The following is a 25,949-nucleotide window of genomic DNA, read 5'->3' as shown; positions in this document are numbered from 1 at the left end:
AAACGTCCTATTCGTTACGGGGCGCGCCGCCTTCCTTGGGCGGGAGATAGTCGTAGAACTCGCGTTTTTGCAGCTTGCCCGACACGAGATCGTCGAAAATCTGCCGTGAGCGGCCGCGCAGGTAAGGCGCCATCAACGACACGATCTGCACGCTCACCTGATGCAGCTCCGCGCGAATCGTCTCCTGCTCGTTGTATTTGCGCGGATTCATCACGAACTGATACGACAGCCAGTACGTTGCGATGACACCGATATTCGTCGCGATTACTTGCAACTCGCCAGGCGTCGCCACCATTTCGCCGTCCGCGACGAGCTGGTCGCAGAACTGGCTCGCAAAGCGTACCTTGTGGCTGATGATCTGCTTGAAGTGCGTCTCGAGCGTGCGGTTGCGCGCGAGCAGATCGTTCAGGTCGCGATACAGGAAACGATAGCGCCAGGTGAAATCGACCATGTACTGCAGATACGACCACATTTCGTCGATGGTCGCGCGGTGGTCGTCCGGAAAACGCAGACGCTTTTCGATCTCCTGCTCGAACTGGCTGAAGATGCTGTTGATGATGTCGTCTTTGTTGCGGAAGTGGTAGTACAGGTTGCCTGGACTGATTTCCATTTCCTCGGCGATGGTCGTCGTCGTAACGTTCGGCTCGCCGATCTCGTTGAACAGTTTCAACGACAGTTCGAGTATCCGTTCGCGGGTGCGGCGGGGAGGTTTGGCTTCCATGTCGTCCGGCCCTGGTTACGCCGGGGTGGGCGCGCGGCGGCGTGCCGCTGCTTTTTCGGTCCACCCGGACGCGGTTGCTTTTTTGAGACTGCCGGACGATTATAAACCGAGCGTGCTAATTTCAAGCGGACACTCAGGGTTTTCATTATTCGCGACGACCATGCGCGGGACTTGCAGCAGCCGGTGCCGCACGTCGCCCTGGCGGCGTTCACAGCCACGCGGTTACCCAATGCACCACGAGCGGGCCGACAATCAGCACCCACGTCATCAGGCACATGCCGAGCGCGACCATCACCGCGGCACTGCCCAGATCTTTCGCGCGGCGCGACAGCTCGTGCCGTTCGAGTGAAATACGGTCGATGGCGGCTTCCACGCTTGAATTCAGCAGCTCGACGATCAGCACGAGCAGCACCGAGCCGAGCAGCAACACGCGCGCCACCGGGTCGACCGGAACCAGCATGCCGCAGGGCAGCAGAATCGCGGCGAGCGTCAGTTCCTGACGGAACGCGCTCTCCTCGCGGATCGCGACGCGAAATCCCGCGAGCGAGTTCTTCATCGCGTGCCAGGCCCGCGTGAGGCCGCGATTGCCCTTGTACGGATTAAAGGGCAGCGGCGCGAGCGGATCGTCAGGGCCGAGCGGTTCGTGCGATGTTTCGTGCGGCGCGGGCGCGCCGCCATCTCCGTGAGGGAGGAGCGGCTGGCCTGGGCCGCTGCGGTTGTGCCGGCCATTGCGGCCCTGTGCGCCGTGATGGTCTAGCGCAGGGGGGGCGCGGACGTCGTCAAACGGATCGGCGCCCGTGCCATCGCGGCCGTCGTGCTCGTTGCGTTCGTAGCGTTCATTGTGCTCGTCGCGATGAGTGTCGCCGCGCTGTACGGCGCGCAGTACGCCGTTTGAAGATGCGCGGCTCGTGGGAGAGGATCGGCGTTGCATGGGCAGCCCGGCGCGCCGCGTTACGCGGTTGCGCTTTCCTCGCGATACGAAGCGCGCGGCAACGGCTTTAGATGCGCGGCAAATTGCTCGGAGGCCGCCGCCCACGAGAAGCGCTCGGCCCACGCCCGTGCATGCGCGCGGTCGATCTTGAGCGCTTCGAGGCACGCCTCGCGCAGGTCTTCGTTCATCGCTCCAGCACCGCCGTCGGCGAGCACGTCGATCGGGCCGGTGACCGGGTAGGCTGCCACCGGGGTGCCGCAGGCGAGCGCCTCGAGGAGCACGAGGCCGAACGTGTCCGTGCGGCTCGGGAACACGAACACGTCCGCTGCCGCGTAGACCTGGGCGAGTTCAGCCTGCGTGAGCACCCCAAGGTAGTTCGCTTGCGGGTAGCGCGACTTCAGTTCAGCGAGTGCCGGGCCTTCGCCCGCCACCCATTTCGAGCCGGGCAAATCGAGCTTCAGGAAAGCCTCGACGTTCTTCTCGACGGCCACGCGCCCCACGTACAGAAAAATCGGCCTCGCGGTGTTGAGCACTTTCGAATCCATAGGGCGAAAGATGTCGAGATCCACGCCGCGCGTCCACAGCACGACGTTCGTGAAACCGTACTTTTCGAGGTCGCTTTTCACCACCGGCGTGGGCGCCATCACCGCGAGCGACGGCTTGTGGAACCAGTGCAGGAACCTGTAGGTCGCGGCGAGCGGAATGCCGAAGCGCGCCTGCACATATTCGGGAAAACGCGTGTGATAGGCCGTGGTGAACGGCAGCTTGTGCTGGATCGCGTAGGCGCGCGCGGCCATGCCGAGCGGGCCTTCCGTGGCGATATGCAAGGCGTCGGGCTGGAATGCGTCGATGCGCTCGCGCAGCTTGCGGCGCGGCAGGAGCGACAGACGGATTTCGGGGTAGGTCGGGCAGGGGATCGTCCGGAATTCGAGCGGTGTCAGCAAATCGACGCGGTGGCCGAGTTCGGTGAGCTCGCGTGTGGTGTTCTTGAGCGTGCGCACGACGCCGTTGACCTGCGGTTCCCATGCGTCGGTGACGATCATGATCTTCATCGATTCGTTCCTCGATTGTGTGCCCGGTCCGGACCAAAGCAGTTGAGAAGGGTTACGCGGTTGCACGGGCCTTCTGCACGCCCGCTTGCGGAGCGCGCATCACGGTCCAGTAGATCACCTTGAGCTCGCCTTCATACGTTTCGACGAGTGCCGACAGGCTTTCGACCCAGTCGCCGTCGTTGCAATACAGCACGCCGTCAATGTCGCGTATCTCGGCTTTGTGAATGTGTCCGCACACCACGCCGTCGCAGCCGCGGCGGCGCGCTTCGTCCGTCATTACGCGTTCGAACGAGGAGATGAAGTTCACCGCGTTCTTCACCTGATGCTTCAGGTACTGCGACAGCGACCAGTACGGAAAGCCGAGCCGGCTGCGGATGCGGTTGAACCAGCGGTTCAGGACCAGGATCATCGTGTAGAGCGTGTCGCCGAGATACGCGAGCCATTTCGCGTGCTGGATCACGCCGTCAAACAGATCGCCGTGCACGATCCACAGGCGCTTGCCGGCGAGCGTCGTGTGAAACGCCTCGCCGCGCACGTGAATGTCGCCGAACGCGAGGTCACAGAACTGGCGCGCGGCTTCGTCGTGATTGCCGGGCACGTAGATGACCTGGGTGCCTTTGCGCGCTTTGCGCAGCACCTTCTGCACGACGTCGTTGTGCGCCTGGGGCCAGTACCAGCCTTTCTTCAACTGCCAGCCGTCGATGATGTCGCCCACGAGATACAGGTACTCCGACTCGTTGTGGCGCAGGAAATCGAGCAGATAGGGCGCCTGGCATCCGCTCGAGCCAAGATGGATGTCCGACAGCCAGATCGTGCGGTAGCGATGGGGCTCCGCATGGTCTTCGTCGTGCTGGGGCGTGGGCGTGTCGAGTTGCTGCGGCGCGGCTGGCAGCGGCAAGCCGTGGCCAGAGCTGGGGCCGGGACGAAACGCGACGGAGTCGACGCTCGGGCCGGTCTGGCGGAACAGGGAAGTCGCGGACGTTCTGGAGTCCATGGCTCACGCGTCGAGTTGCGGTGCCCGTATTGGGCCTACGGCGCGTGACTGTGCCGTGACAGTCACGAGAAGTTCTTATTACGGCGGTGGAGTGTGTGGAGGAGCGGAGAAGGGGAGTGGTGGAGCGGCGGAGTGCGGAGTGCGGAGTGCGGAGTGCGGAGTGCGGAGTGCGGAGTGCGGAATGCGGAATGCGGAATGCGGAATGCGGAATGCGGAATGCGGAATGCGGAATGCGGAATGCGGAATGCGGAATGCGGAATGCGGAGTGCGGAGTGCGGAATGGCGGATCGGCGAGGTGTTGGAGTGGCAAACCGAAGCGGGATGCGGGGTCCTCACGCCGATTCGCCTCACCCTGCAATTGCGGCACCCGCGGCTCGCCGCCCTCGCGCGATGCCTGGCGCGCAACGCTTAGCGCGCAACGTCGATCACGCGAGTGCCGGCGAGGCGATCATGCAGGAACTGCCGGCTTGCGCCGAGCCGTCCGGTAGCGGCCCACAGCACGAACCAGAGGCCGGCAAGCGCAAGCGTCTGCGGCAAGTGCAAGCCGAGGAGAGGATGCAGCGCGAGCGGCGGCAGAAACCATAGCCAGGCCAGCACATAACGCGCGATGGCGCGCCAGGCGGAGAGCGGCGCGCCCTCCGCGGTTACCACGCGCAAGCGCCAGGTTTTCATCGGCAGCGTCTGGCCGCTGTGGGTCCAGAACCAGACGAAATACAGACCGACGACAAGGCCGATCCACGCCGCGAGCAGATTGTGATGCGTGAGCCCGTTGCGCTGCTGCGTGAGCGTGCTGAACAGATAGGCCGCCACGAACACGACGCCGAACAGCAGCAGCGCTTCGTACAGCAGCGCGGCAAGGCGGCGGCGCACGCTGGGCGGCCTGGCCGCCGACGCTGGCCCTGCCGCAGGCGAGCTTGCGCTCGCCGCGGAATCAGATTCCGGGTTGAGATTGGCGGATTCGCGCGGCTCGGCCACAGGCGGGCGCGCTCTACGAACCATTGAAGATGGACGGCGCTTCCGCCGGCGAGACCGGCACTGGCGTGGCCGGCACGAAGCTGCCGGCCGCCGGAATGCCCGGCAGCGAAGCCGGGCTCGGCAACGACGCGGCCGCCGCGCTCGCCGCCGGCGCGCCGCTTGCAGCGCGCTCGCGCGCGTTGACCAGCCGGTCGAGGCCCTTGATCTCGCTGCGCCCCGACGGCGGCGCGCTGACCACGCTCGGACGCCGCTTGTGCTCGCTCGCGGCAAGCCGCTGCTTGAGCTCTTCCGGCAACTCCTGATACGCCTTCCATGCGTTCTGACGCGCTTCGCGCGGCAACTGCTTCGAAACCTGATAATTTTCACGCGCGACGCGCCGCTGATCGGGCGTCATGCGTACCCATTCGGTCATCCGGTCGTGCAGGCGTTTTTGCGCTTCAGGCGATAACTTCGAGTAACGCGACGCGATCTTGAGCCATTTGCGCTTGCGTTCGTCGCTAAACGAATCCCACTGTGCCTCGAACGGCGCGAGAGCGATATGGTCGGCGGAACTCAGGCGCGTCCACGCGAGCGGGCTTTGGCTGCCGGGCAGGCTGGGCAACTCGACGCTGAGCGTGGTTGCGGGCGAACGTGCGGGCGCCGCGCCGTTGCCGTTCGTGGCAGGCGCGCTGGCGGGCGAGGGGCTCGGGTAAAAGCGCGGATACGTGGCGGCAAACGACACGAGCGCCGCTATCGCACATCCGAAAACAACGGCCAAGCCGCGCTTGTAGCTCACCCGAACAATCTCCCGCTCAGTGGGCGCGCGAAAGATACGCGTTGAAGCCGTGGTCGAGATAGGCATTGAGCGGCAGGTCGTCGCTTAACATGGCGGCATCGATATCGGCGAGTTCGGCCGTGCGTTGCTGGTCTTCCCAGTAGGCGATGCCGACGAGGCTCACCACCAGCGCGGCGAGCGGCCACGCCAGCGCGAAGCGGCGCAGCGGCGAGCGGCGGCGCTGCGGGCGTGCTTCGTTCGAGAGGCCCGACGGCATGCCCGCGAGAGCCGGGACGAACACCGGCGCATTCACGGTTTCGGGCTTCTTGCGGGCAAGCGCGGCACGGCGCGCGGCGGCCAGCCGGTCGACGGTGGCGGACGGAATGCCGGCCGCGTTTTCGTCGAGCGCGCGGCGCACCTGGCGGGCGAACTCGAGTTCTTTTGTTTCGAGGGAGCTCATAGCGTGATTCCTTTGGCCTTGAGCGCTTGCGCCAGCGTGTGGGTGGCCCGCGAGCAGTGCGTCTTCACACTGCCTTCGGAGCAGCCCATTGCGGCGGCAGTCTCAGCGACATCCATATCTTCCCAATAACGCATGAGAAACGCCTCCCGTTGACGTGCCGGCAATTTTTGGATCTCGTCGTCGATAGTCTGCAAGACCTGTTCGCGCTCGAGTTTGCGCTCGTTGCTCTCGGCGCCCGCCGAGCCTTGCTCCGCCTCGAAAGTTTCAAGCGGATCGAATTCCTCGTCGTCCGAATTGCCGAGCGACGAGAACAGACTCACCCAGGTATTGCGTACTTTCGCACGACGGAAATAGTCGTGCGTCGCATTCTGCAGAATACGCTGAAACAGAAGCGGAAGCTCGGCTGCGGGGCGGTCGCCGTATTTCTCGGCGAGCTTGATCATCGCGTCCTGCACGATATCCAGCGAGGCGTCGTCGTCCCGCACGGCGTAGACCGTCTGCTTGAATGCGCGCCTTTCGACGCCCGCCAAAAAATCGGCGAGTTCCTTGTCTGATGCCATCCGTTGGGGGTCGGCGCAGCGAGCGTGCGCGTAATCGGTCGAAAAATGTCGTAAAACTCGCGGATGCTAACAAATTTTTGCGCCAGCAGGGGCGAAAGGTGGGGCAGCGCATGCCGTCCTGATGCGCCGCATCGGTCAGGAACGGCCGCCTGCGCGGGCATCGGGCAATATTTGCTTGACCGCGCGGGCGTCTGCCGCTATCGTCGCTGGTTCGCAACATAAGTGACTTGTCTCATTGAGGTGTGGCCCAAGAAGCTCACCTGTCAACTGGACGCGCCGCTTGAACCCGAGCCACAAGCCCGGCAGAGAGCACCCGATCAATTTTTTGCCGAAAATTCGAAAGGTGAATAAATGAATATGCCCAGCGCGGAATTCTCCACGTCGGATACCACTCCACACCACGAAGCTGACTCTATCGGCGCCACTGTGCTCATGAAGGCACTGGCCGACGAAGACGTCGAGTTTATCTGGGGTTATCCGGGCGGCTCGGTACTCTACATTTACGACGAGCTGTACAAGCAGGACAAGTTCGAACACATCCTCGTGCGCCACGAACAGGCCGCCGTTCACGCCGCCGACGCCTATGCGCGGTCCACCGGCAAGGTCGGTGTGTGCCTCGTGACCTCCGGCCCCGGCGTCACCAATGCGGTGACCGGCATCGCTACCGCTTACATGGATTCGATCCCCATGGTCGTGATCAGCGGCCAGGTGCCGACTGCCGCGATCGGCCAGGATGCGTTCCAGGAGTGCGACACTGTCGGCATCACGCGTCCGTGCGTGAAGCACAACTTCCTCGTGAAGGACGTGCGCGAGCTCGCCGCAACCGTCAAGAAAGCGTTCTTCATTGCCCGTACCGGTCGTCCCGGCCCGGTGCTGATCGACATTCCGAAAGACGTGTCGAAGGCGCCCTGCCAGTACGAGCCGATCAAAAGCGTGTCGCTGCGCTCGTACAACCCGGTCACGAAGGGGCACTCCGGTCAGATCCGCAAGGCGGTGTCGCTGCTGCTGTCGGCAAAGCGCCCGTACATCTACACCGGCGGCGGCATCATTCTCGCCGACGCCTCGCGCGAGCTGAACCAGTTCGCCGATCTGCTCGGCTATCCCGTCACCAATACACTGATGGGTCTGGGCGGCTACCGCGCGAGCGACAAAAAATTCCTCGGCATGCTCGGCATGCACGGCACGTACGAAGCCAACATGGCGATGCAGCACTGCGACGTGCTGATCGCAATCGGCGCGCGCTTCGACGACCGCGTGATCGGCGACCCGACGCACTTCGCGTCGCGGCCGCGCAAGATCATCCATATCGACATCGATCCTTCTTCCATCTCCAAGCGCGTCAAGGTCGACATTCCTATCGTCGGCGACGTGAAGGAAGTGCTCAAGGAGCTGATCGAGCAGTTGCAAACGGCAGAGCACGGCCCCGACACCGCGGCGCTTGCCGACTGGTGGAAGGACATCGAAGCCTGGCGCGCGAAAGACTGCCTGAAGTTCGACCGCAAGAGCGACATCATCAAGCCGCAGTACGTGGTGGAAAAGGCGTGGGAACTGACCGACGGCAACGCGTTCGTCTGTTCGGACGTCGGCCAGCACCAGATGTGGGCCGCGCAGTTCTACCGCTTTAACAAGCCGCGCCGCTGGATCAACTCGGGCGGCCTCGGCACCATGGGCTTCGGCCTGCCGGCGGCGATGGGCGTGAAGATGGCGCACCCGGACGACGACGTGCTGTGCATCACCGGCGAAGGCTCGATCCAGATGTGCATACAGGAACTGTCGACCTGCAAGCAGTACGACACGCCTGTGAAGATCATCTCGCTGAACAACCGCTATCTGGGCATGGTGCGCCAGTGGCAGCAGATCGAATACAGCAAGCGCTATTCGCATTCGTACATGGACGCGCTGCCGGATTTCGTGAAGCTCGCCGAAGCGTACGGCCACGTCGGCATGCGTATCGAACGCTCGGCCGACGTCGAACCGGCGTTGAAGGAAGCGCTGCGCCTGAAAGATCGCACGGTGTTTCTCGACTTCCAGACCGACCCCACCGAAAACGTCTGGCCGATGGTCCAGGCCGGCAAGGGCATCACCGAGATGCTCATGGGTTCGGAAGATCTATAACGACGGTCGCTAACGTCGGCTCCGTCGTGCGCGCCTTCATGAAAGGCGCGGGCGGACGAAGCGGCGCGCAACCGTTCGCAGACATCGACAAAACATCTGGAAGAAGCGAAACATGAGACACATTATTTCCGTCCTGCTGGAAAACGAACCGGGCGCGTTGTCACGCGTGGTCGGTCTCTTCTCCGCGCGCGGCTACAACATTGAAACCTTGACGGTGGCTCCGACCGAAGACCGTTCGCTGTCGCGCATGACCATCGTCTCCATTGGCTCGGACGACGTGATCGAACAGATCACGAAGCATCTGAACCGCCTGATCGAGGTGGTGAAAGTGGTCGACCTGACCGAGGGCGCCCACATCGAACGCGAGCTGATGTTGATCAAGGTGAGAGCGGTCGGCAAGGAACGTGAGGAAATGAAGCGGATGTCGGATATTTTCCGCGGCCGCATCATCGACGTCACCGAAAAGACCTACACGATCGAACTGACGGGCGCGAGCGACAAGCTCGACGCCTTCATCGAAGGACTCGACGCAACCGCGATTCTCGAAACCGTCCGCACGGGCAGTTCGGGCATCGGTCGCGGCGAGCGCATCCTGAAGGTATAGCCCGCAGCGTTTCGATCCGCGCCGGGCGGCGCTCGTCATTATCATCACGCCCGGCCTTGCAGCATCCCATTCGCAGTATTGAATCTCTGAATCATCCGAATCTAGCCAAGGAACCGACATGAAAGTTTTCTACGACAAGGACGCCGATCTCTCCCTCATCAAGGGCAAGCAGGTCACCATCATCGGCTATGGCTCGCAAGGCCATGCGCACGCGCTGAACCTGAAGGAAAGCGGCGTGAACATCACGGTCGGTCTGCGCAAGGGCGGCGCATCGTGGAGCAAGGCCGAGAACGCCGGCCTGCAAGTGAAGGAAGTGGCGGAAGCCGTGAAGGGCGCGGACGTCGTCATGATGCTGCTGCCGGACGAGCAGATCGCCGACGTGTACGCGAAAGAAGTTCACGCGAACATCAAGCAGGGCGCGGCGCTCGCCTTCGCGCACGGCTTTAACGTGCACTACGGCCAGGTCATTCCGCGTGCGGATCTCGACGTCATCATGATCGCGCCGAAGGCGCCGGGCCACACGGTTCGCGGCACCTACTCGCAAGGCGGCGGCGTGCCTCACCTGATCGCAGTCGCGCAGGACAAGTCGGGCGCGGCGCGTGACATCGCGCTGTCGTACGCAGCGGCGAATGGCGGCGGCCGTGCCGGCATCATCGAAACGAACTTCCGCGAAGAAACGGAAACCGACCTGTTCGGCGAACAGGCTGTTCTGTGCGGCGGTACGGTCGATCTGATCAAGGCCGGCTTCGAAACGCTGGTGGAAGCAGGCTACGCGCCGGAAATGGCGTACTTCGAGTGCCTGCACGAACTGAAGCTGATCGTCGACCTGATTTACGAAGGCGGCATCGCGAACATGAACTACTCGATCTCGAACAACGCGGAATACGGCGAGTACGTGACGGGTCCGCGCATCGTGACGGCTGAAACCAAGAAGGCGATGAAGGCCGTGCTGACCGACATTCAGACGGGCGAGTACGCAAAGAGCTTCATCATCGAAAACAAGGCGGGTGCTCCGACGCTGCAATCGCGCCGCCGTCTGACGGCCGAGCACCAGATCGAGCAGGTCGGCTCGAAGCTGCGCGCCATGATGCCGTGGATTGCAAAGAACAAGCTGGTCGATCAGTCGAAGAACTAAGAAGTCCGTTTTATCGCACAAAGCCGGCGCGGTGCATCGCCGCATGCGCCGGTCATGCAAAAAGCCGCCCAAGGGTGCTGAACCCTGGGCGGCTTTTGCTATCCTACGGTTTTACAAAATACTGAAGCCATCCATGAATTACCCACATCCGATCATCGCGCGAGAAGGCTGGCCGTTCATTGCCATCGCGGCCGTCGTTGCCTTGCTGGTTCACGCTTTCGCGGGGTTCGGCTTTGCTTGGATCTTCTGGCTGATCCTGATCTTCGTCGTGCAGTTCTTCCGCGATCCTGCGCGCCCCATTCCCACTCAGGCAAACGCCGTGCTGTGCCCCGCCGACGGTCGCGTCGTCGCAGTGGAAACCGCGCATGATCCGTATGCCAATCGTGAAGCGCTCAAGATCAGCGTGTTCATGAACGTATTCAACGTGCATTCGCAGCGCTCGCCGGTGGACGGCGCGATCTCCAAGGTCGAATACTTTCCGGGCGCCTATCTGAATGCGGCGGTGGACAAGGCTTCGCTCGAAAACGAACGTAACGCGGTGGTGATCGAAATGGCCGGCGGCCAGACGGTGACCTCAGTGCAGATTGCCGGTTTGATCGCGCGGCGCATTCTTTGCTACGTCCGTGCAGGTGAGCCGCTCACGCGCGGTCAACGGTACGGCTTTATCCGCTTCGGCTCGCGCGTCGACGTGTATCTGCCGGTGGGCAGCCGTCCGCGTGTGTCGATCGGCGAGAAGGTGTCGGCGTCGTCGACGATCCTCGCTGAACTGTAAAGCGGCACTAAGGAGGTTGTCCGAATGGCCGCATTCAAACCGCGCCGCCCGCGCCCCAGTGGACCGTTGCCGCGCCCGTTCCGCCGCAACAAGCCGATCGTCACGGAGTCGCCGGCCGTGGACAGCCGGCGTGCACAGCGTCAGCAGTTCCTGAGAAAGCGCGGCATCTATCTGCTGCCGAACGCGTTCACCACCGCAGCGCTCTTTTGCGGATTTTTCGCCGTCGTGCAGGCCATGAACGTGCGCTTCGAAATTGCCGCTATCGCGATCTTCGTGGCGATGGTGCTAGACGGCATGGACGGCCGGGTCGCCCGCATGACGCACACGCAAAGCGCCTTCGGCGAACAGTTCGACAGTCTGTCGGACATGGTGTCGTTTGGCGTCGCACCCGCGCTCGTCATGTATGAGTGGATCCTGAAGGACCTCGGGCGCTGGGGCTGGCTTGCGGCGTTCGTCTATTGCTCGGGCGCGGCGTTGCGGCTTGCGCGTTTCAATACCAACATCGGCGTGGTCGACAAGCGGTTCTTCCAGGGCATGCCGAGCCCGGCGGCGGCAGCGCTGATCGCGGGCTTCGTATGGCTTGCCACGGACAATCGCGTGCCGCTCAAGCTTGTCTGGCTGCCCTGGGTTGCCTTCGTGCTAACCATTTACGCGGGCGTGACAATGGTTTCGAACGCGCCGTTCTATAGCGGCAAGGCGCTTGACGTGCGGCATCGCGTGCCGTTTGGCGTGATTCTGCTCGTGGTGGTGGCGTTCGTGCTGGTGTCGTCCGATCCGCCCTTGATGCTGTTCGGCCTCTTCGTGCTGTACGGCTTGTCCGGCTATGTGTTCTGGGCCTACCAGGCGATGCGAGGCAGGGCTAATCCGGCGCGTTCGGTCGCACACGACTGATGGATAAGCGATAGCTTTTCAGCGCGTGCTTGCAGGCGAAACGCGCGCATCAGACAGCGGCGTCCTTCGGGGCGCCGTTTCTTTTTGACGAGTGCCCTTGCGAGGCTCTTTGCAAGCTACCGTCGGACGCTGCTGCCAACGCCCGCCCAACGCTTGCGCACTGCTCATCAAGCGCAGGCACGGTGCCGAGCAACGGTGAAAAAACGCCTGCCACGCAGGCCTGGCGCCAATTGCACGGCGGGTGGATTGTCGATATAGTCGGTGAATGACTGCGTCTACGTCCCCTTTTTGGGGCGGCGCCGCGGCTGTGAGCGAGGCGGGCATTAAAGTGCGCTGACGCGCGCGAACCGGCGGCAAGCATCGTGGCAATTGCTGTGGTAATTGCTGTGACAACTTCGGTGGCAACAGTCTGTCAACCTTGGTGGCAATGACCGTGGGCAATTCACCGCAGTAATCAACTTGACCGGTAATGTCGCTGTCCGCCTCGCAGGCCCGTGCGCCGCTGCGGTACCGACCGCAACAGCTTCCCGATTCCCATATCTACCTCCCCAATTGAACGACTCCGCAGGAGACTCCGACATGTCCGACAAACTCATCATATTCGACACCACGCTGCGCGACGGCGAGCAATCGCCTGGCGCGTCGATGACGAAAGAAGAAAAAATCCGTATTGCGAAGCAACTCGAGCGGATGAAAGTGGACGTGATCGAAGCAGGTTTCGCGGCCAGTTCAAATGGGGACTTCGACTCGATTCACACCATCGCGGGTCTGATCAAGGACAGCACGATCTGCTCGCTCGCCCGCGCGAACGACAAGGATATCCAACGCGCGGCGGACGCACTCAAGCCCGCCGAGCACTTCCGCATTCACACGTTTATCGCAACGTCGCCGTTGCACATGGAAAAGAAGCTGCGCATGACGCCGGACCAGGTGTTCGAGCAGGCGAAGCTTGCCGTGCGCTTCGCACGCAAATTCACGGACGACGTGGAGTTTTCGCCCGAAGACGGCAGCCGCTCGGACATGGACTTCCTGTGCCGCGTGCTGGAAGCGGTGATCGCGGAAGGCGCGACCACCATCAACATCGCGGACACGGTTGGCTACGGCGTGCCGGAGCTGTACGGCAACCTCGTCAAGACGCTGCGCGAACGCATTCCGAACTCGCACAAGGCGGTGTTCTCGGTGCATTGTCATAACGACCTGGGCATGGCGGTCGCTAATTCGCTCGCAGGCGTGCAGATTGGCGGCGCGCGTCAGGTGGAGTGCACGATCAACGGTCTCGGAGAGCGGGCGGGCAATACGTCGCTCGAGGAAATTGTGATGGCCGTGAAGACCCGCAAGGATTATTTCGGGCTCGAACTGGGCCTCGACACGACGCAAATTGTCCCGGCTTCCAAGCTGGTATCGCAAATCACCGGTTTCGTCGTGCAGCCGAACAAGGCCGTGGTGGGCGCCAACGCATTCGCGCATGCGTCGGGCATCCATCAGGACGGCGTGCTCAAGGCACGTGACACCTACGAAATCATGCGCGCGGAAGACGTGGGCTGGAGCGCGAACAAGATCGTGCTCGGCAAGCTGTCCGGTCGCAATGCGTTCAAGCAGCGTCTGCAGGAACTGGGCATTGCGCTCGACAGCGAGGCGGAACTCAACACCGCGTTCGCACGCTTTAAGGAACTGGCCGATCGCAAGGCAGAGATTTTCGACGAAGACATTATCGCGATCGTCACCGAAGAATCCGCCGAGGCGCAGGAGAAGGAGCACTACAAGTTCGTGTCGCTGTCCCAGCATTCCGAAACCGGCGAGCAGCCGCACGCGAAAATCGTGTTTGCAGTGGAAGGCAAGGAGATCACCGGCGAGGCGCGCGGCAACGGCCCCGTGGATGCCACCCTCAACGCGATCGAAACGGAAGTGGGCAGCGGCTCGGAACTGCTGCTGTACTCGGTGAACGCCATCACCACCGGCACGCAGGCGCAGGGCGAGGTAACCGTGCGGCTCTCGAAGAGCGGGCGCATCGTCAATGGTGTGGGTACCGATCCGGATATCGTCGCGGCGTCGGCGAAAGCCTATATCTCGGCGCTCAACAAGCTGTACTCGAACTCCGACAAGCTCAATCCGCAGCGTTCCGAGTGAGGTTCCACGAGGCCGAGCTCCCCGGCAGGCGCTGACTGCACAAAACATGAAGCCCCGCACCTCGAAAGGCGCGGGGCTTTTCTTTTTGATGCGGCGTGCGCGGGCTGCTCGACGCCGCGGTCTCCCCACGTTACTCGGTTGCCGCGCGTCGCATCGCCCAGCCGCGCGCCGCGCGCGCCTGAGTGCGGACCTGATGCCGCACTTCCACCGAGATGCCGCGGCGCGGCGCGTCTTCTGCGAAGCTGTCGAGCATTTCACGCACGTCGTGATCGACGAAATCGGCGCGCGTCGCATCCACGATCAGCGTTGCGCCATCGGGAATCTGCTGCAGGTAGTGCTTGAGCGGCACTTTGCCCAGAAACGACACGTCCTTGCGAAACGACAGCAGATAGTGGTCGCCATGTTGCGCCAGCACGATGGGGCGGCGCAGATTCGCATACAGCGCGAACAGCACGCTGCACAGAATGCCGAGCACGATGCCGATCAGCAGGTCGGTCGCGAGCACTCCGACCAGCGTGACGATGAACGGCGCGAACGGCGCCAACCCCTGTTTCGCGACCGCGACGAACAGCGACGGCTTGGCGAGCTTGAGCCCGGTGAAAATCAGAATCGCTGCAAGGCAGGCCAGCGGGATCAGGTTGATGACGCTCGTCAACGCGAACACACTGACGAGCAACAGCACGCCGTGAATGATCGCCGACAGTCGGCTTTGCGCGCCGGCATGGACGTTCGCCGAACTGCGCACAATCACGGCAGTGATCGGCAGCCCGCCAATCGCGCCGGCAATCAGATTGCCCACGCCTTGCGCCTTCAGTTCGCGGTCCGGCGGCGCGGGGCGGCGTTCAGGGTCGATCTGCTCGACCGCTTCCAGACTCAGCAGGGTTTCGAGGCTGGCGACGATTGCGAGCGTAATGGCCACGCGCCACACGTCTGGATTGACGAGCTGGGCGAAATGCGGACCGAAGTCCGCCCATTCGAGCGCGACGCGCAAGGCCGCGAACGACTCGAGCGACGGCAGCGCGACCCGATGCTCGGCCGGCGGCGCGAGCGACGGCGCGAGCATGTTCAGCAGCAGCGTCGCGCCGATTCCCAATAGTACGACGGCAAGCGGCGCGGGAACGATGCGCACCAGCGCGAAGCGGCGCATGGGTCGCGTTTCCCACGCCATCAGGATGGCCAGTGATAGCACCGTGATCGCGCACGCCACCACCGAAATGCCGCCGAACGACGCCATCAGCGTGCCGTCCGCCGGTGCGGCGCCTGACGCCTGCCCGTTGCCGAGCCCGAGTGCGAGCGGGAACTGCTTGACGATCAGCAGGATACCGATGGCGGCCAGCATGCCCTTGATGACCGGCGAGGGCACATACGCGGCGAAGCGGCCCGCCTTGAGCATGCCGAAGCCGAACTGGATCGCGCCGGACAGCAGCACGGCCGCGAGGAACGCGGAAAAGCTGCCGAGCTGCGCAATGCCGTCGACGACGATCACGACCAGACCCGCAGCCGGTCCGCTGACGCTCAGCCGCGAGCCGCTCAGAACCGCGACGACCAGCCCGCCGACGATGCCCGAGACGAGCCCGGCGAACGGCTCGACGCCGGATGCATTGGCAATGCCGAGGCACAGCGGCAGAGCCACGAGGAAAACGACGGTGCCCGCAAGCGCGTCGCGCTGAAACGTAGAAAAGAATGCTCGAAGATTCATGGTGTCGGTGCGCATGGGTTGATGCCTGATGACAGGCGAAGGCTGTACCGGATAAGACTCGAGCCAGGCGGCGCGCTAGGCTGCACTGTGGGCCGCTGTCTCACACGTCATGGCGTCGTCCGTCTCGTAGCCCGAAGTCAGCACCTTGAGGCGTCCGTCTTCGAGCGCGAAGATCCAGCCGTGCACGAGCGTCGCCGGCTCTGCGTCGCGCACGATTGGATGTGCGCGCAGCTGGCGCACCTGCTCGAGCACGTTCAGTTCGGCGAGGCGGTCGACGCGCTCGCGTTCGCTACCCTTGGCGTCGAGCTCGTCGCGATGGGTTTGTGCGAGCGAGCAGAGCGGGGCGATGCGGCGGTTCACGTGCGGCAGACCGGGATCGGGCGGCAGCAGCGAGGCGCGCACGCCGCCGCAGCCGTAATGCCCGCAGACAATCACATGGCCCACCTTCAGCACGCGTACGGCGTACTCGAGCACGCTCGCGGAGTTGTCGTCTCCGGCATGAAAGAGGTTGGCGATGTTGCGGTGAACGAACAGGTCGCCCGGCTCACAATGCGTAATGGTTTCAGCGGGTACGCGGCTGTCCGAGCAGCCGATCCACAGCACATGCGGGTTCTGGCCGCGCGCCAGATCGCGGAAGAACTCGGGGTTGCGCTCGGCGGTGTCATGCGCCCATGCGACGTTGGCGACGAGAAGGCGTTTGGGACGATTCATCGATAGCGGCTCCGTAAAGGGCGCATCGTCCGGCGCGGGAATCACAGCCGTGCCGTGTGGCCGCGCTTCTTTTCGAAGCCCGGCCAGCACCGGATCAATGCTTACAAAAGCCTTTCTATCAAAAAATTAATCGCTTGTGTGTGAAACAAAATTCGTCGCCATGCGAAATAAATAAAAAAAAGCCGCTTCGGGAGCGGCTTTTGGAGATGCATGCATACTGAATGACAGCGTGGGCTAGAACAGGTTCCGGCGATCGGGATCGTGCAGCGGATCGGGCGTTTTCTGCGTGAGGCGCAACACGCCCTGGTCGTCGAAATAAAAACTGAACATCATGTACCAGTAGTTGTCCTCGAGATAGCGGTAGGTCCAGACTTCGCGCTTCATCAACGGAAAGTACGAGGTCTCCACGGGGCGGCCAAAATTCACCAGCACGTCGCCCTTGGTCCACTTGCCGACCTCGGCGCGATAGAACTCGTTGGGCTGCAGGACCTGGCGCACGTTGACGATCTTGCCGGACGCGTCGATGTCCGCCGCAGTGGTGGTCTCGCCCATCGGCTGAGTGGGCCACATGAGGCGCTTGCCGCCGTTTGGCAGATCGTAGGTTTCGCGAGGCGGGCCAAGGCGCGCGACGATGGTCGACGCGTCCGCGCCTTGCTGGTACTGCTGCCAGGGCTGCGCGCAGCCGGCGAGCGTGAGCGCGGCGAGGCAGGCGAGCGCCGCGCGGCGCGCGCGGCCGGCAGGCGGCGCCCCCACAAAGGCCGCCGTGCGGCAATGGCGGGCAAGCAGGCGGTTGAGCATGAATTCCTCCAGGACTTTTTTAAAAAGCAGGTTCTTGTTGTCGACACGGACCATTTTGACATGCGCCGCCGTAAAAGATCTGCCTGCTCGAGCGGCGGCGGATTGCATGCGTGCCGGCGGAGGATCGCATGCGTGCTGTTTCACCGGCTTGCCTATTATGTTGCGAACGCCCTATGATCCGCGCTTTGACGAATCAGACGGACGCGGACGATGGCGAAGTGGCACAGCAAGACGGCAGTGATATTGGCGGCAATCTCGGCGGCGCTTGCTGGCCCGGCCGTCGCGGCCGGCATGACCGCCTCCGGGCCCGCGGCGGCCGCGGGGTCCAGGCCGGCCGGCGCGCCGATCCAGCTCGCGTTGATCGAGGGCATGTCCGGTCCGTTCGCGAACGCGGGCGCCGCGGTGGAGCGCAATCTGCGCTTCGGCGTCGAGCAGGTCAACGCGCGCGGCGGCGTGCGCCTTGCCGACGGTGCTCATCCGCTCGAGCTTGTGGTGCTGGACAGCAAGGGCGGCACCGAAGAGGCGCTCACGCAGTTGCGCGCGGCAGCCGACCGGCACATCGGCTACATCCTGCAGGGCAATAGTTCGGCGGTCGCCGCTGCACTGATTGGCGCGATCGACAAGCAGAATGCCCGCGAGCCGGACAATCGCGAGCTGTTCCTGAATTATTCCGCCGACGATCCCGCGCTGACCAACGCCAACTGCAGCTTCTGGCATTTCCGCTTCGACGCGCATGCGGGCATGCGCATGGACGCGCTCGCCGACGTGATCCAGCGCGACAAGGCAGTGAAGAAGGTGTATCTGTTGAATCAGGACTACAGCTTCGGGCATGACGTGAGCCGGCTGGCGCGCGCCGCGCTGCAAGCGAAGCGTCCGGACATCGCGGTGGTCGGCGACGAGTTTCACCCGATTGGCCGCGTGAAGGACTTCGCGCCGTACATCGCCAAACTGCGCGCGAGCGGCGCCGATGCGGTGATCACAGGCAACTGGGGCAACGATCTGACGCTGCTCGTGAAGGCGGCGCGCGAGCAGGGCCTCGACACGAAGTTCTACACGTTCTACGGCAACAGCCTGGGCGCGCCGGCCGCGCTCGGCGAAGCGGGCGTCGGCCGGGTGATCGCGGTGGCCGACTGGCATCCGAACGCGGGCGGCCCGGCTTCGGACGCCTGGTATGAGGCGTTCCGCGCGCGCTTCCCGGCCGCGCAGGACGACTACCCGGTATTGCGCATGCCCTTGATGATCGAAACCCTCGCGGCGGCGATGAACCGCGCGAAGAGCGCCGACCCGACGGCGGTCGCGCGGGCGCTGGAAGGCATCCGCTTCGACAACGGCTTTCACGCGTCGTGGATGCGCGCGGACGATCATCAACTGATGCAGCCCCTTTACGTCATGGAAATGGACAAGGCCGGCACGCGCGGCGTGCGTTTCGATAACGAAGGCTCGGGCTTCGGCTTTCGCACGGTGCTCGCGCTGCCGGCGCAACTCACGGTGCCGCCGACCACGTGCAGGATGAAACGGCCGTGAGTCCGTGAGTCCGTGAGTCCGTGACTCGCGCCGCGGCAGCATCTGCGGTTGCTATCTGGCCTTACTCAGCGGGGCTTCGCGGCGGATTCGCGCTGTGCTACAATACGCGTCCCGTTGCGGTACCGGCTGTGCGCAAACTCTCTGAAAGGTGGTTTGCAGCGCCAGTTCGCATGGGTAAATCGCAAATCCACGGCACGGCCTTTCTTCCGTGACCGCCTGTCCAGTTCTCAAGGAAATCGACATGTCCGCAGTTGACACAAGCAAGAAATCCGAAGTCGTCGCGCAATTCGCACGCGCAGCCAACGACACCGGCTCCCCCGAAGTTCAGGTCGCGCTGCTCACGACCCGTATCAACGAACTGACCGTTCACTTCAAGGCTCACGCGAAAGATCACCACAGCCGCCGCGGTCTGCTGCGCATGGTGAGCCGTCGCCGGAAGCTGCTCGATTACCTGAAGGGTAAGGACGCGGATCGTTACCGCGCACTGATCGAGAAGCTGGGTCTGCGTAAGTAAGCGGCCGGTAAGCGGCTAGTCGTTCAGCAAGATGCCTGTGTCAGTTCTGCTGATGCAGGCATTTTGTTTTTGCGCGGTCTGCTTCGTGTGAAGCGCGTCGCGGCGCTGCGCAGCAGCGTGCCGGTTCGTGCGGCGCAGCGGCAGGTGGTGACGGTAGTACGGGCAGTACAGGCAATAAATGAAACACAGGCGGTAAATGCAGCACAGGCTGCCGAAGCAGCAGAGGCAGTCAAAGCAATCAAGGCAGCAGGAGCGGTGAAACCGACTTCAGGCAGCAAAAAGCAGTAGTACAACAAGCAAAAATAGCAAGATGGCCGGGCTTCAGGGCGGAGCTTTGTGTCATTCCAGCGGTTCGCGCGCTCAGCCGGCGTTCACCTTACCGGCCAGGCAGCACGTGGCTCTCTGGAATGGCATAACACTACTCTTCCCATGCGGCGCCGGTCCTGGCGTTGCCGCGCCGCTTCTGTTCCGCGCGGCATTACGATGAGGAAAAGCAATGACTATGTTCAGCAAGGTCGTCAAAGAATTTAAGTGGGGACAACACAACGTTCGCCTCGAAACCGGCGAAATCGCTCGCCAGGCGAGCGGCGCGGTGATCGTCGACGTCGAAGACACCGTGGTTCTGGCGACCGTGGTGGGCGCCAAGACGGCCAAGCCGGGCCAGGACTTCTTCCCGCTGACCGTCGACTATCTCGAGAAGACTTACGCCGCCGGCAAGATTCCGGGCGGCTTCTTCCGCCGCGAAGGCCGTCCGTCGGAAGGCGAAACCCTCATTTCGCGCCTGATCGACCGTCCGTTGCGTCCGCTGTTCCCGGAAGGCTTCTACAACGAAGTGCAGGTCGTGATCCACGTTTTGTCGCTGAACCCGGACATTCCCGCTGACATCCCCGCGCTGATCGGCGCGTCGGCGGCACTCGCCGTGTCGGGTCTGCCGTTTAACGGCCCGGTCGGCGCAGCGCGCGTCGCTTACATCAACAACGAATACGTGCTGAACCCCACGCGTGCGCAAATGAAGGACTCGGCGCTGGACCTCGTGGTCGCCGGTACGGAGCGCGCGGTGCTGATGGTGGAGTCGGAAGCGCAGCAACTGAGCGAAGAAGTGATGCTCGGCGCCGTGGTGTTCGGCCACGAGCAGATGCAAGTGGCGATCGACGCAATCCACGATCTGGTCCGCGAAGGCGGCAAGCCGGAATGGGATTGGCAGCCGGCCGCGAAAAACGAGCCGCTGATTGCCCGTGTGACGGAACTGGCGCAAGCGGAACTGCTCGCTGCTTACCAGATCCGCGACAAGCAGGCCCGTTCGGCCAAGCTGAAGGAAGTCTACGCAGCGGTTTCGGCGAAGCTGGAAGAAGAAGCCGCGGCAAGCGGCACAGTGGCGGCCGACAAGGCGACCGTCGGCAATGTGCTGTTCGACATTGAAGCGAAGATCGTTCGTACGCAGATTCTGAACGGCGAACCGCGTATCGACGGCCGCGACACCCGCACGGTGCGCCCGATCGAAATCCGCACCGGCGTGCTGCCGCGTACGCACGGCTCGGCGCTCTTCACGCGCGGCGAAACGCAGGCGCTGGTGGTGGCCACCCTCGGCACCAAGGGCGACGAGCAGAACATCGACGCGCTCGAAGGCGAGTACCGCGAACGCTTCATGCTTCACTACAACATGCCGCCGTTTGCGACCGGCGAAACGGGCCGCGTGGGTTCGCCCAAGCGCCGTGAAATCGGTCACGGCCGTCTCGCCAAGCGGGCGCTGGCCGCGTGCCTGCCCAGCGCAGACGAATTCGGCTACTCGATCCGCGTCGTGTCTGAAATTACGGAATCGAACGGTTCTTCGTCGATGGCTTCGGTGTGCGGCGGCTGCCTTGCGCTGATGGACGCCGGCGTGCCGATGAAAGCGCACGTCGCCGGCATCGCGATGGGCCTGATTCTGGAAGGCAACAAGTTTGCCGTGCTGACGGACATTCTCGGCGACGAAGATCACCTCGGCGACATGGACTTCAAGGTGGCGGGCACCGAGCAAGGCGTGACCGCGCTGCAGATGGACATCAAGATCCAGGGCATCACGAAGGAAATCATGCAGGTGGCCCTCGCGCAAGCGAAGGAAGGTCGCATGCACATTCTCGGCAAGATGACCTCGGCTGTGTCGGGCGCGAACACGCAGTTGTCCGAATTCGCACCGCGCATGATCACCATCAAGATCAATCCGGAAAAGATCCGCGACGTGATTGGCAAGGGCGGTTCCGTGATCCGTGCGCTGACGGAAGAAACCGGCACGACGATCGATATTTCCGACGACGGCATCGTCACCATCGCAAGCACCAGCAGCGAAGGCATGGCCGAAGCGAAGAAGCGTATCGAGAACATCACGCTGGAAGTCGAGGTGGGCCAGGTGTACGAAGGTACGGTGCTCAAGCTGCTCGATTTCGGCGCGATCGTGAACATCCTGCCGGGCAAGGATGGTCTGTTGCACATTTCCGAAATCGCCAACGAGCGCATCAAGGACATCAACGACTACCTGAAGGACGGCCAGCAAGTGAAGGTCAAGGTCATCCAGACGGACGAAAAGGGCCGTGTGCGTTTGTCGGCGAAGGCGTTGCTGAACGAAGGCGCGCCGGGCGCCCCGGAAGGCGAGCCGACGCAGCAGTAACGCGTTAGCAGTACGACGGCCGGCAGCGCGAATGCGCGCCGGCCGTTTTTCTTGGTGGCCACAGGGTGGATTGCGTTGCAGGCGGATGCCGCGCGCAGGCGATACGCTGCCGGCATTGGGCGGTTCGGTGAAATGAGGGTGACTCGCACGCGATTGCCGCGATCCGGCGACAATGCGAAGGACGTCCGGATCCGCACGGACGAATCCGGTATGCAACGCAATCCAATCTTGGAGTTGACGCAGATGAAAGCGATTGAAATCACGGAATTCGGAGCCCCGGAAGTGCTCAAGCTCGCCGAGCGGCCCACGCCGCAGCCGAAAGCGGGCGAGGTGCTGATCAAGGTGACGGCTTTTGGCATCAATCGTCCCGACGTGTTTCAGCGCAAGGGCGCCTATGCGCCGCCTCCGGGCGCGTCCGACCTGCCGGGGCTGGAAGTGGCGGGGGAAATTGTCGGCGGCGACATCGACGGGAAGAACAATCCGTTTGGGCTGAAAATCGGCGATCGCGTGTGCGCCTTGCTGGCAGGTGGCGGTTACGCCGAATTCGCCGTGGCGCCGCTGCTGCAGTGCCTGCCGGTGCCCAACGGTCTGTCGGATGTCGAGGCGGCCTCGCTGCCGGAGACCTTCTTCACCGTGTGGAGCAACGTGTTCGACCGCGCGCAGCTTGGCAAGGGCGAGGGCGGTGCGAACGAAACGCTGCTGGTGCAGGGCGGTTCGAGCGGGATCGGCGTGACTGCGATCCAGATTGCGCACGCACTTGGTTTTCGTGTGTTCGCGACCGCGGGCTCGGACGAGAAATGCCGCGCGTGCGAAGCGCTGGGCGCGGAACGGGCGATCAACTACAAGACCGAAGATTTCGTCGAAGTGATCAAGTCGCTCACCAACGACCGTGGTGTCGACGTGGTACTCGACATGGTGGCGGGCAGTTACGTGTCGCGCGAACTGACGGCGCTCGCGGAAGGCGGACGCATCGTGCTGATCGCGCTGTTGGGCGGCGCGAAGGCGGAACTGAATCTGAACGAGGTGCTGCGCCGCCGCTTGACGCTGACGGGTTCGACCTTGCGTCCCCGGCCGGTGGAGTTCAAGGCGAAAATTGCCGCGCAGCTCAAGCAGCAGGTGTGGCCGCATCTCGAAGCTGGGCGGATCAAGCCGGTCGTGCATCGCGTATTCCCCGCTGCCGAGGCGGCCGACGCGCACACGCTGATGGAGAGCAGCACGCACGTCGGCAAGATCGTGCTGACCTGGGGGCAGGAGGGTTGATCCGAGCCGTTCCGTGACCATCGGCGCGTACGTGTTCGTTTGACCCGATCTCCCCCACGCAGTAAAATTGCGCGTTTTGCGCGCGCCGCATGAATCCGAAAGGCGGACTGTAAGCGCAACGAAACACGCGCCAACAAGGCCCGCCGTTTATCAAAGACGACGAGACGACAAGACGAGACGATGTCGACACAACGAGCCAAACTGGTAGTGGGTAACTGGAAAATGCACGGGCGCCTCGCCGATAACGCAGGGCTCTTGCAGGCCGTCGCGAAAGGCGCGTGCGAACTGCCGGCCACGGTGCGCGTGGGTGTGTGCGTGCCGAGCCCGTATCTCGCCCAGGCGCATTCGCTGCTCGACGGCAGTTGCGTGGCGTGGGGCGTGCAGGACGTCTCGGCGTTCACGCACGGCGCCTATACCGGCGAAGTCGCTGCGCAAATGGTGACGGATTTCGGCGCCACGTTTGCCATCGTCGGGCATTCGGAGCGCCGCGCGTATCACCGCGAGAGCGCCGAACTCGTCGCGATCAAGACGCAGCGTGCGCTGGAAGCGGGTTTGACGCCGATCGTTTGCGTCGGCGAAACGCTCGAAGAGCGGGAAGCCGGCGCGACGGAGCAGGTGGTTGGCGCTCAGCTGGATGAAGTGCTGGCAAAGTTGTCGGTGCAGGAAGCCGCGCGTATCGTGGTCGCCTATGAGCCCGTCTGGGCAATCGGCACGGGCAAGAGCGCGAGTTCGGAGCAGGCGCAGGCGGTGCACGCATTCCTGCGCGCGCGTCTCGCGGCAAAAGGCGCGGAGGTTGCAGACGTGCCGCTGCTGTACGGCGGCAGTGTGAAGCCCGACAACGCGAAAGAGTTGTTCTGTCAGCAGGATATCGACGGCGGCCTGATTGGCGGCGCGTCGCTGAAGGACCAGGATTTTCTGGCGATCTGCAAGGCGGCGGCCGAAGCGACGGCCGCTGGTTGAGCGGGGCGCCTCGTCGAGGATGACCCATCCCGAGCCTCGCAGCCGCGAGCCTCGGCTAAATAAAGACTCAGGTGAGTGTGATGCTGTATTTGAAAACTTTGATTATCGTCGTTCAGCTGTTGTCGGCACTCGGGGTCATCGGCCTCGTTCTGCTGCAGCACGGCAAGGGCGCCGATATGGGCGCGGCGTTCGGCAGCGGCGCGTCGGGCAGCCTGTTCGGTGCGACGGGTTCGGCGAACTTCCTGTCTCGCACTACGGCCGTGCTTGCGGCAGTGTTCTTTGTCACTACCTTGACATTGACGTACCTCGGTGCATATCGGGTGAAGCCTTCTGCCGGCGTGCTCGGCGCCGCGGTCACCGCGCCGGTCGCGGCTTCTGCTGCTCCTGCCGCGTCGGCAGCGGCTGGCGGTTCGGCCGCATTGGCGGCCTCGGCTGCGTCCGTGCCTGCTACAGACGTACCGAAATAAATTTTCGTAGAAAGTGCTTTTGTGCGTTGAACAAACTGTTTAAAGCAGTTACAATCTAAGTCTTGAAGCGATTCGCGGGTTTTATAAGTTGTTTTCCCGGATTGCATACAGTGCCGACGTGGTGAAATTGGTAGACACGCTATCTTGAGGGGGTAGTGGCGAAAGCTGTGCGAGTTCGAGTCTCGCCGTCGGCACCAAATGTTATCTAAATGCCAGCCGCTTGCTTCGCTTCGGCTGGCATTTTTCACTTCTGGCGCGCGGTTTGCGTTGGTCTGTGGCGTGTACGTCCCGGAAGTGATTTCGCGTCAGGGGTGCTATGCTCCTGACGGCACTCAGAACCAACCGATTGAGGATAGTCTTGAACCTCGCAGCCTATTTCCCCGTCTTGTTGTTCCTCGTTGTGGGCACTGGTTTAGGCGTAGCACTGGTCAGTATCGGCAAGATCCTCGGTCCCAACAAGCCCGATACCGAGAAAAACGCACCGTACGAGTGCGGCTTCGAAGCATTCGAAGATGCGCGCATGAAGTTCGACGTGCGCTATTACCTCGTCGCCATTCTCTTCATCATTTTCGATCTTGAAACCGCGTTCCTGTTCCCGTGGGGCGTTGCCCTGCGTGACATCGGCTGGCCTGGCTTCATGGCAATGATGATTTTCCTGCTCGAATTCCTGCTGGGCTTCGCCTATATCTGGAAGAAGGGCGGCCTCGACTGGGAATGATGGTTTAATCGCCGGTTTGCGTGGGTGGCCAAGGCTTGCCGCCCCGTCTGGAGTGGAAAGCAAATGAGTATCGAAGGGGTCTTGAAGGAAGGGTTTGTCACCACAACGGCTGACAAACTGATCAACTGGACGCGCACCGGCTCCCTGTGGCCGATGACGTTCGGTCTGGCGTGCTGTGCAGTCGAGATGATGCATGCGGGCGCGGCCCGTTATGACCTCGACCGTTTCGGCGTGGTGTTTCGTCCGAGTCCGCGTCAGTCGGACGTGATGATCGTCGCCGGCACGCTCTGCAACAAAATGGCGCCGGCTCTGCGCAAGGTGTACGACCAGATGGCCGAGCCGCGTTGGGTGATCTCCATGGGTTCGTGCGCGAACGGCGGCGGCTACTACCACTACTCGTATTCGGTGGTGCGTGGTTGCGACCGCATCGTGCCGGTCGACGTCTACGTGCCGGGTTGTCCGCCCACAGCGGAAGCGCTGGTCTACGGCGTGATCCAGTTGCAGGCCAAGATTCGCCGCACCAACACCATCGCCCGTCAATAAGGCAACGCCTCTCCCCACAA

At 63.0% G+C, this 25,949-nt stretch carries 26 protein-coding genes and 1 tRNA gene; 16 read left to right on the top strand and 11 right to left on the bottom strand.

What is annotated here, in order from left to right; genetic code table 11:
• Positions 1-7 precede the first annotated feature (7 nt).
• From F757_RS0117925 to F757_RS0117890, 8 genes are all read right to left on the bottom strand, one after another.
• Complete coding sequence (locus F757_RS0117925; RefSeq protein ID WP_027212592.1) at positions 8-721, bottom strand: TetR/AcrR family transcriptional regulator; 714 nt, start codon at positions 719-721, stop codon at positions 8-10.
• Positions 722-929: 208 nt separating this feature from the next.
• On the bottom strand, positions 930-1,652 hold the full coding sequence (locus tag F757_RS33730; RefSeq protein ID WP_084530941.1) for a diacylglycerol kinase: 723 nt from the start codon (positions 1,650-1,652) through the stop codon (positions 930-932).
• Between the two features lie 20 nt (positions 1,653-1,672).
• A complete protein-coding gene (locus F757_RS0117915; protein WP_027212591.1) occupies positions 1,673-2,704 on the bottom strand; it encodes a glycosyltransferase family 4 protein in 1,032 nt (343 codons plus the stop codon).
• Between the two features lie 52 nt (positions 2,705-2,756).
• Positions 2,757-3,698, bottom strand: a complete 942-nt coding sequence (locus F757_RS0117910; protein WP_027212590.1) for a UDP-2,3-diacylglucosamine diphosphatase — start codon at positions 3,696-3,698, stop codon at positions 2,757-2,759.
• Positions 3,699-4,106: 408 nt separating this feature from the next.
• Positions 4,107-4,673 (bottom strand): RDD family protein, encoded by a 567-nt coding sequence (locus tag F757_RS0117905; protein WP_027212589.1) that lies wholly within the window; start codon positions 4,671-4,673, stop codon positions 4,107-4,109.
• Positions 4,674-4,686: 13 nt separating this feature from the next.
• On the bottom strand, positions 4,687-5,448 hold the full coding sequence (locus F757_RS0117900; RefSeq protein WP_027212588.1) for a DUF3106 domain-containing protein: 762 nt from the start codon (positions 5,446-5,448) through the stop codon (positions 4,687-4,689).
• A 16-nt stretch (positions 5,449-5,464) separates the two neighbouring features.
• Positions 5,465-5,887: a DUF3619 family protein gene (locus tag F757_RS0117895; RefSeq protein WP_027212587.1), complete on the bottom strand. Its 423-nt coding sequence runs from the start codon at positions 5,885-5,887 to the stop codon at positions 5,465-5,467.
• Positions 5,884-6,447: an RNA polymerase sigma factor gene (locus tag F757_RS0117890; RefSeq protein WP_027212586.1), complete on the bottom strand. Its 564-nt coding sequence runs from the start codon at positions 6,445-6,447 to the stop codon at positions 5,884-5,886. The genes F757_RS0117895 and F757_RS0117890 overlap by 4 nt, the downstream gene beginning before the upstream one ends.
• Before the next feature lie 351 nt (positions 6,448-6,798).
• On the opposite strand from F757_RS0117890, the gene F757_RS0117885 reads away from it, so the two are divergent.
• From F757_RS0117885 to F757_RS0117860, 6 genes are all read left to right on the top strand, one after another.
• A complete protein-coding gene (locus F757_RS0117885) occupies positions 6,799-8,562 on the top strand; it encodes an acetolactate synthase 3 catalytic subunit (protein ID WP_027212585.1) in 1,764 nt (587 codons plus the stop codon).
• 112 nt (positions 8,563-8,674) lie between these two features.
• The gene (ilvN, locus tag F757_RS0117880; RefSeq protein WP_007175629.1) at positions 8,675-9,166 is read left to right on the top strand and encodes an acetolactate synthase small subunit; all 492 of its coding nucleotides are present in this window, start codon (positions 8,675-8,677) and stop codon (positions 9,164-9,166) included.
• A gap of 118 nt (positions 9,167-9,284) precedes the next feature.
• Positions 9,285-10,301 (top strand): ketol-acid reductoisomerase, encoded by a 1,017-nt coding sequence (ilvC, locus tag F757_RS0117875; protein WP_008920617.1) that lies wholly within the window; start codon positions 9,285-9,287, stop codon positions 10,299-10,301.
• Positions 10,302-10,434: 133 nt separating this feature from the next.
• Positions 10,435-11,073 (top strand): phosphatidylserine decarboxylase, encoded by a 639-nt coding sequence (locus tag F757_RS0117870; protein WP_027212584.1) that lies wholly within the window; start codon positions 10,435-10,437, stop codon positions 11,071-11,073.
• A 24-nt stretch (positions 11,074-11,097) separates the two neighbouring features.
• A complete protein-coding gene (gene pssA, locus F757_RS0117865; RefSeq protein ID WP_013339882.1) occupies positions 11,098-11,964 on the top strand; it encodes a CDP-diacylglycerol--serine O-phosphatidyltransferase in 867 nt (288 codons plus the stop codon).
• Between the two features lie 579 nt (positions 11,965-12,543).
• A complete protein-coding gene (locus tag F757_RS0117860; protein ID WP_027212583.1) occupies positions 12,544-14,091 on the top strand; it encodes a 2-isopropylmalate synthase in 1,548 nt (515 codons plus the stop codon).
• 130 nt (positions 14,092-14,221) lie between these two features.
• On the opposite strand, the gene F757_RS0117855 is transcribed toward F757_RS0117860, so the two are convergent.
• From F757_RS0117855 to F757_RS0117845, 3 genes are all read right to left on the bottom strand, one after another.
• A complete protein-coding gene (locus F757_RS0117855; protein WP_027212582.1) occupies positions 14,222-15,790 on the bottom strand; it encodes a SulP family inorganic anion transporter in 1,569 nt (522 codons plus the stop codon).
• Between the two features lie 75 nt (positions 15,791-15,865).
• Complete coding sequence (locus tag F757_RS0117850; RefSeq protein WP_027212581.1) at positions 15,866-16,501, bottom strand: carbonic anhydrase; 636 nt, start codon at positions 16,499-16,501, stop codon at positions 15,866-15,868.
• Between the two features lie 234 nt (positions 16,502-16,735).
• A complete protein-coding gene (locus F757_RS0117845) occupies positions 16,736-17,299 on the bottom strand; it encodes a hypothetical protein (RefSeq protein WP_035467101.1) in 564 nt (187 codons plus the stop codon).
• A 210-nt stretch (positions 17,300-17,509) separates the two neighbouring features.
• On the opposite strand from F757_RS0117845, the gene F757_RS0117840 reads away from it, so the two are divergent.
• From F757_RS0117840 to F757_RS0117795, 10 genes are all read left to right on the top strand, one after another.
• Positions 17,510-18,823 carry a branched-chain amino acid ABC transporter substrate-binding protein gene (locus tag F757_RS0117840; protein ID WP_027212579.1) on the top strand — a complete coding sequence of 438 codons (1,314 nt, stop codon included), beginning with the start codon at positions 17,510-17,512 and terminating at the stop codon, positions 18,821-18,823.
• Between the two features lie 241 nt (positions 18,824-19,064).
• Positions 19,065-19,337 carry a 30S ribosomal protein S15 gene (rpsO, locus tag F757_RS0117835; protein ID WP_006048211.1) on the top strand — a complete coding sequence of 91 codons (273 nt, stop codon included), beginning with the start codon at positions 19,065-19,067 and terminating at the stop codon, positions 19,335-19,337.
• A gap of 69 nt (positions 19,338-19,406) precedes the next feature.
• Positions 19,407-19,625 (top strand): hypothetical protein, encoded by a 219-nt coding sequence (locus F757_RS0117830; RefSeq protein WP_035467066.1) that lies wholly within the window; start codon positions 19,407-19,409, stop codon positions 19,623-19,625.
• 214 nt (positions 19,626-19,839) lie between these two features.
• On the top strand, positions 19,840-21,981 hold the full coding sequence (pnp, locus tag F757_RS0117825; protein WP_027212577.1) for a polyribonucleotide nucleotidyltransferase: 2,142 nt from the start codon (positions 19,840-19,842) through the stop codon (positions 21,979-21,981).
• Between the two features lie 243 nt (positions 21,982-22,224).
• Positions 22,225-23,241: an NAD(P)H-quinone oxidoreductase gene (locus tag F757_RS0117820; RefSeq protein ID WP_027212576.1), complete on the top strand. Its 1,017-nt coding sequence runs from the start codon at positions 22,225-22,227 to the stop codon at positions 23,239-23,241.
• A 180-nt stretch (positions 23,242-23,421) separates the two neighbouring features.
• Positions 23,422-24,201, top strand: coding sequence for a triose-phosphate isomerase (gene tpiA, locus F757_RS0117815; protein WP_027212575.1), 780 nt, complete (start codon positions 23,422-23,424; stop codon positions 24,199-24,201).
• Between the two features lie 80 nt (positions 24,202-24,281).
• Positions 24,282-24,668: a preprotein translocase subunit SecG gene (gene secG / locus F757_RS0117810; protein ID WP_027212574.1), complete on the top strand. Its 387-nt coding sequence runs from the start codon at positions 24,282-24,284 to the stop codon at positions 24,666-24,668.
• 112 nt (positions 24,669-24,780) lie between these two features.
• Positions 24,781-24,865 (top strand) — tRNA-Leu (locus tag F757_RS0117805).
• Positions 24,866-25,026: 161 nt separating this feature from the next.
• Complete coding sequence (locus F757_RS0117800; protein ID WP_013339872.1) at positions 25,027-25,386, top strand: NADH-quinone oxidoreductase subunit A; 360 nt, start codon at positions 25,027-25,029, stop codon at positions 25,384-25,386.
• A 63-nt stretch (positions 25,387-25,449) separates the two neighbouring features.
• Positions 25,450-25,929, top strand: coding sequence for a NuoB/complex I 20 kDa subunit family protein (locus F757_RS0117795; protein WP_006052903.1), 480 nt, complete (start codon positions 25,450-25,452; stop codon positions 25,927-25,929).
• Positions 25,930-25,949: the final 20 nt, after the last annotated feature.

The sequence above is a fragment of the Burkholderia sp. WSM2232 genome (assembly GCF_000472545.1).
In the GTDB taxonomy this organism is placed as follows: domain Bacteria; phylum Pseudomonadota; class Gammaproteobacteria; order Burkholderiales; family Burkholderiaceae; genus Paraburkholderia.
The sequence above is the reverse complement of the archived record's forward strand: the minus strand, read 5'-3'. Positions and strand labels throughout refer to the sequence as shown.

Bases quoted from the DNA above. Each gene is read 5' to 3' on its own strand.
- F757_RS0117925 (WP_027212592.1), bottom strand. From the start codon at position 721: ATGGAAGCCAAACCTCCCCGCCGCACCCGCGAACGGATACTCGAACTG.
- F757_RS33730 (WP_084530941.1), bottom strand. From the start codon at position 1,652: ATGCAACGCCGATCCTCTCCCACGAGCCGCGCATCTTCAAACGGCGTA.
- F757_RS0117915 (WP_027212591.1), bottom strand. From the start codon at position 2,704: ATGAAGATCATGATCGTCACCGACGCATGGGAACCGCAGGTCAACGGC.
- F757_RS0117910 (WP_027212590.1), bottom strand. From the start codon at position 3,698: ATGGACTCCAGAACGTCCGCGACTTCCCTGTTCCGCCAGACCGGCCCG.
- F757_RS0117895 (WP_027212587.1), bottom strand. From the start codon at position 5,887: ATGAGCTCCCTCGAAACAAAAGAACTCGAGTTCGCCCGCCAGGTGCGC.
- F757_RS0117890 (WP_027212586.1), bottom strand. From the start codon at position 6,447: ATGGCATCAGACAAGGAACTCGCCGATTTTTTGGCGGGCGTCGAAAGG.
- F757_RS0117885 (WP_027212585.1), top strand. From the start codon at position 6,799: ATGAATATGCCCAGCGCGGAATTCTCCACGTCGGATACCACTCCACAC.
- ilvN (WP_007175629.1), top strand. From the start codon at position 8,675: ATGAGACACATTATTTCCGTCCTGCTGGAAAACGAACCGGGCGCGTTG.
- ilvC (WP_008920617.1), top strand. From the start codon at position 9,285: ATGAAAGTTTTCTACGACAAGGACGCCGATCTCTCCCTCATCAAGGGC.
- F757_RS0117870 (WP_027212584.1), top strand. From the start codon at position 10,435: ATGAATTACCCACATCCGATCATCGCGCGAGAAGGCTGGCCGTTCATT.
- pssA (WP_013339882.1), top strand. From the start codon at position 11,098: ATGGCCGCATTCAAACCGCGCCGCCCGCGCCCCAGTGGACCGTTGCCG.
- F757_RS0117860 (WP_027212583.1), top strand. From the start codon at position 12,544: ATGTCCGACAAACTCATCATATTCGACACCACGCTGCGCGACGGCGAG.
- F757_RS0117855 (WP_027212582.1), bottom strand. From the start codon at position 15,790: ATGAATCTTCGAGCATTCTTTTCTACGTTTCAGCGCGACGCGCTTGCG.
- F757_RS0117850 (WP_027212581.1), bottom strand. From the start codon at position 16,501: ATGAATCGTCCCAAACGCCTTCTCGTCGCCAACGTCGCATGGGCGCAT.
- F757_RS0117845 (WP_035467101.1), bottom strand. From the start codon at position 17,299: ATGCTCAACCGCCTGCTTGCCCGCCATTGCCGCACGGCGGCCTTTGTG.
- F757_RS0117840 (WP_027212579.1), top strand. From the start codon at position 17,510: ATGGCGAAGTGGCACAGCAAGACGGCAGTGATATTGGCGGCAATCTCG.
- rpsO (WP_006048211.1), top strand. From the start codon at position 19,065: ATGTCCGCAGTTGACACAAGCAAGAAATCCGAAGTCGTCGCGCAATTC.
- pnp (WP_027212577.1), top strand. From the start codon at position 19,840: ATGTTCAGCAAGGTCGTCAAAGAATTTAAGTGGGGACAACACAACGTT.
- F757_RS0117820 (WP_027212576.1), top strand. From the start codon at position 22,225: ATGAAAGCGATTGAAATCACGGAATTCGGAGCCCCGGAAGTGCTCAAG.
- tpiA (WP_027212575.1), top strand. From the start codon at position 23,422: ATGTCGACACAACGAGCCAAACTGGTAGTGGGTAACTGGAAAATGCAC.
- secG (WP_027212574.1), top strand. From the start codon at position 24,282: ATGCTGTATTTGAAAACTTTGATTATCGTCGTTCAGCTGTTGTCGGCA.
- F757_RS0117795 (WP_006052903.1), top strand. From the start codon at position 25,450: ATGAGTATCGAAGGGGTCTTGAAGGAAGGGTTTGTCACCACAACGGCT.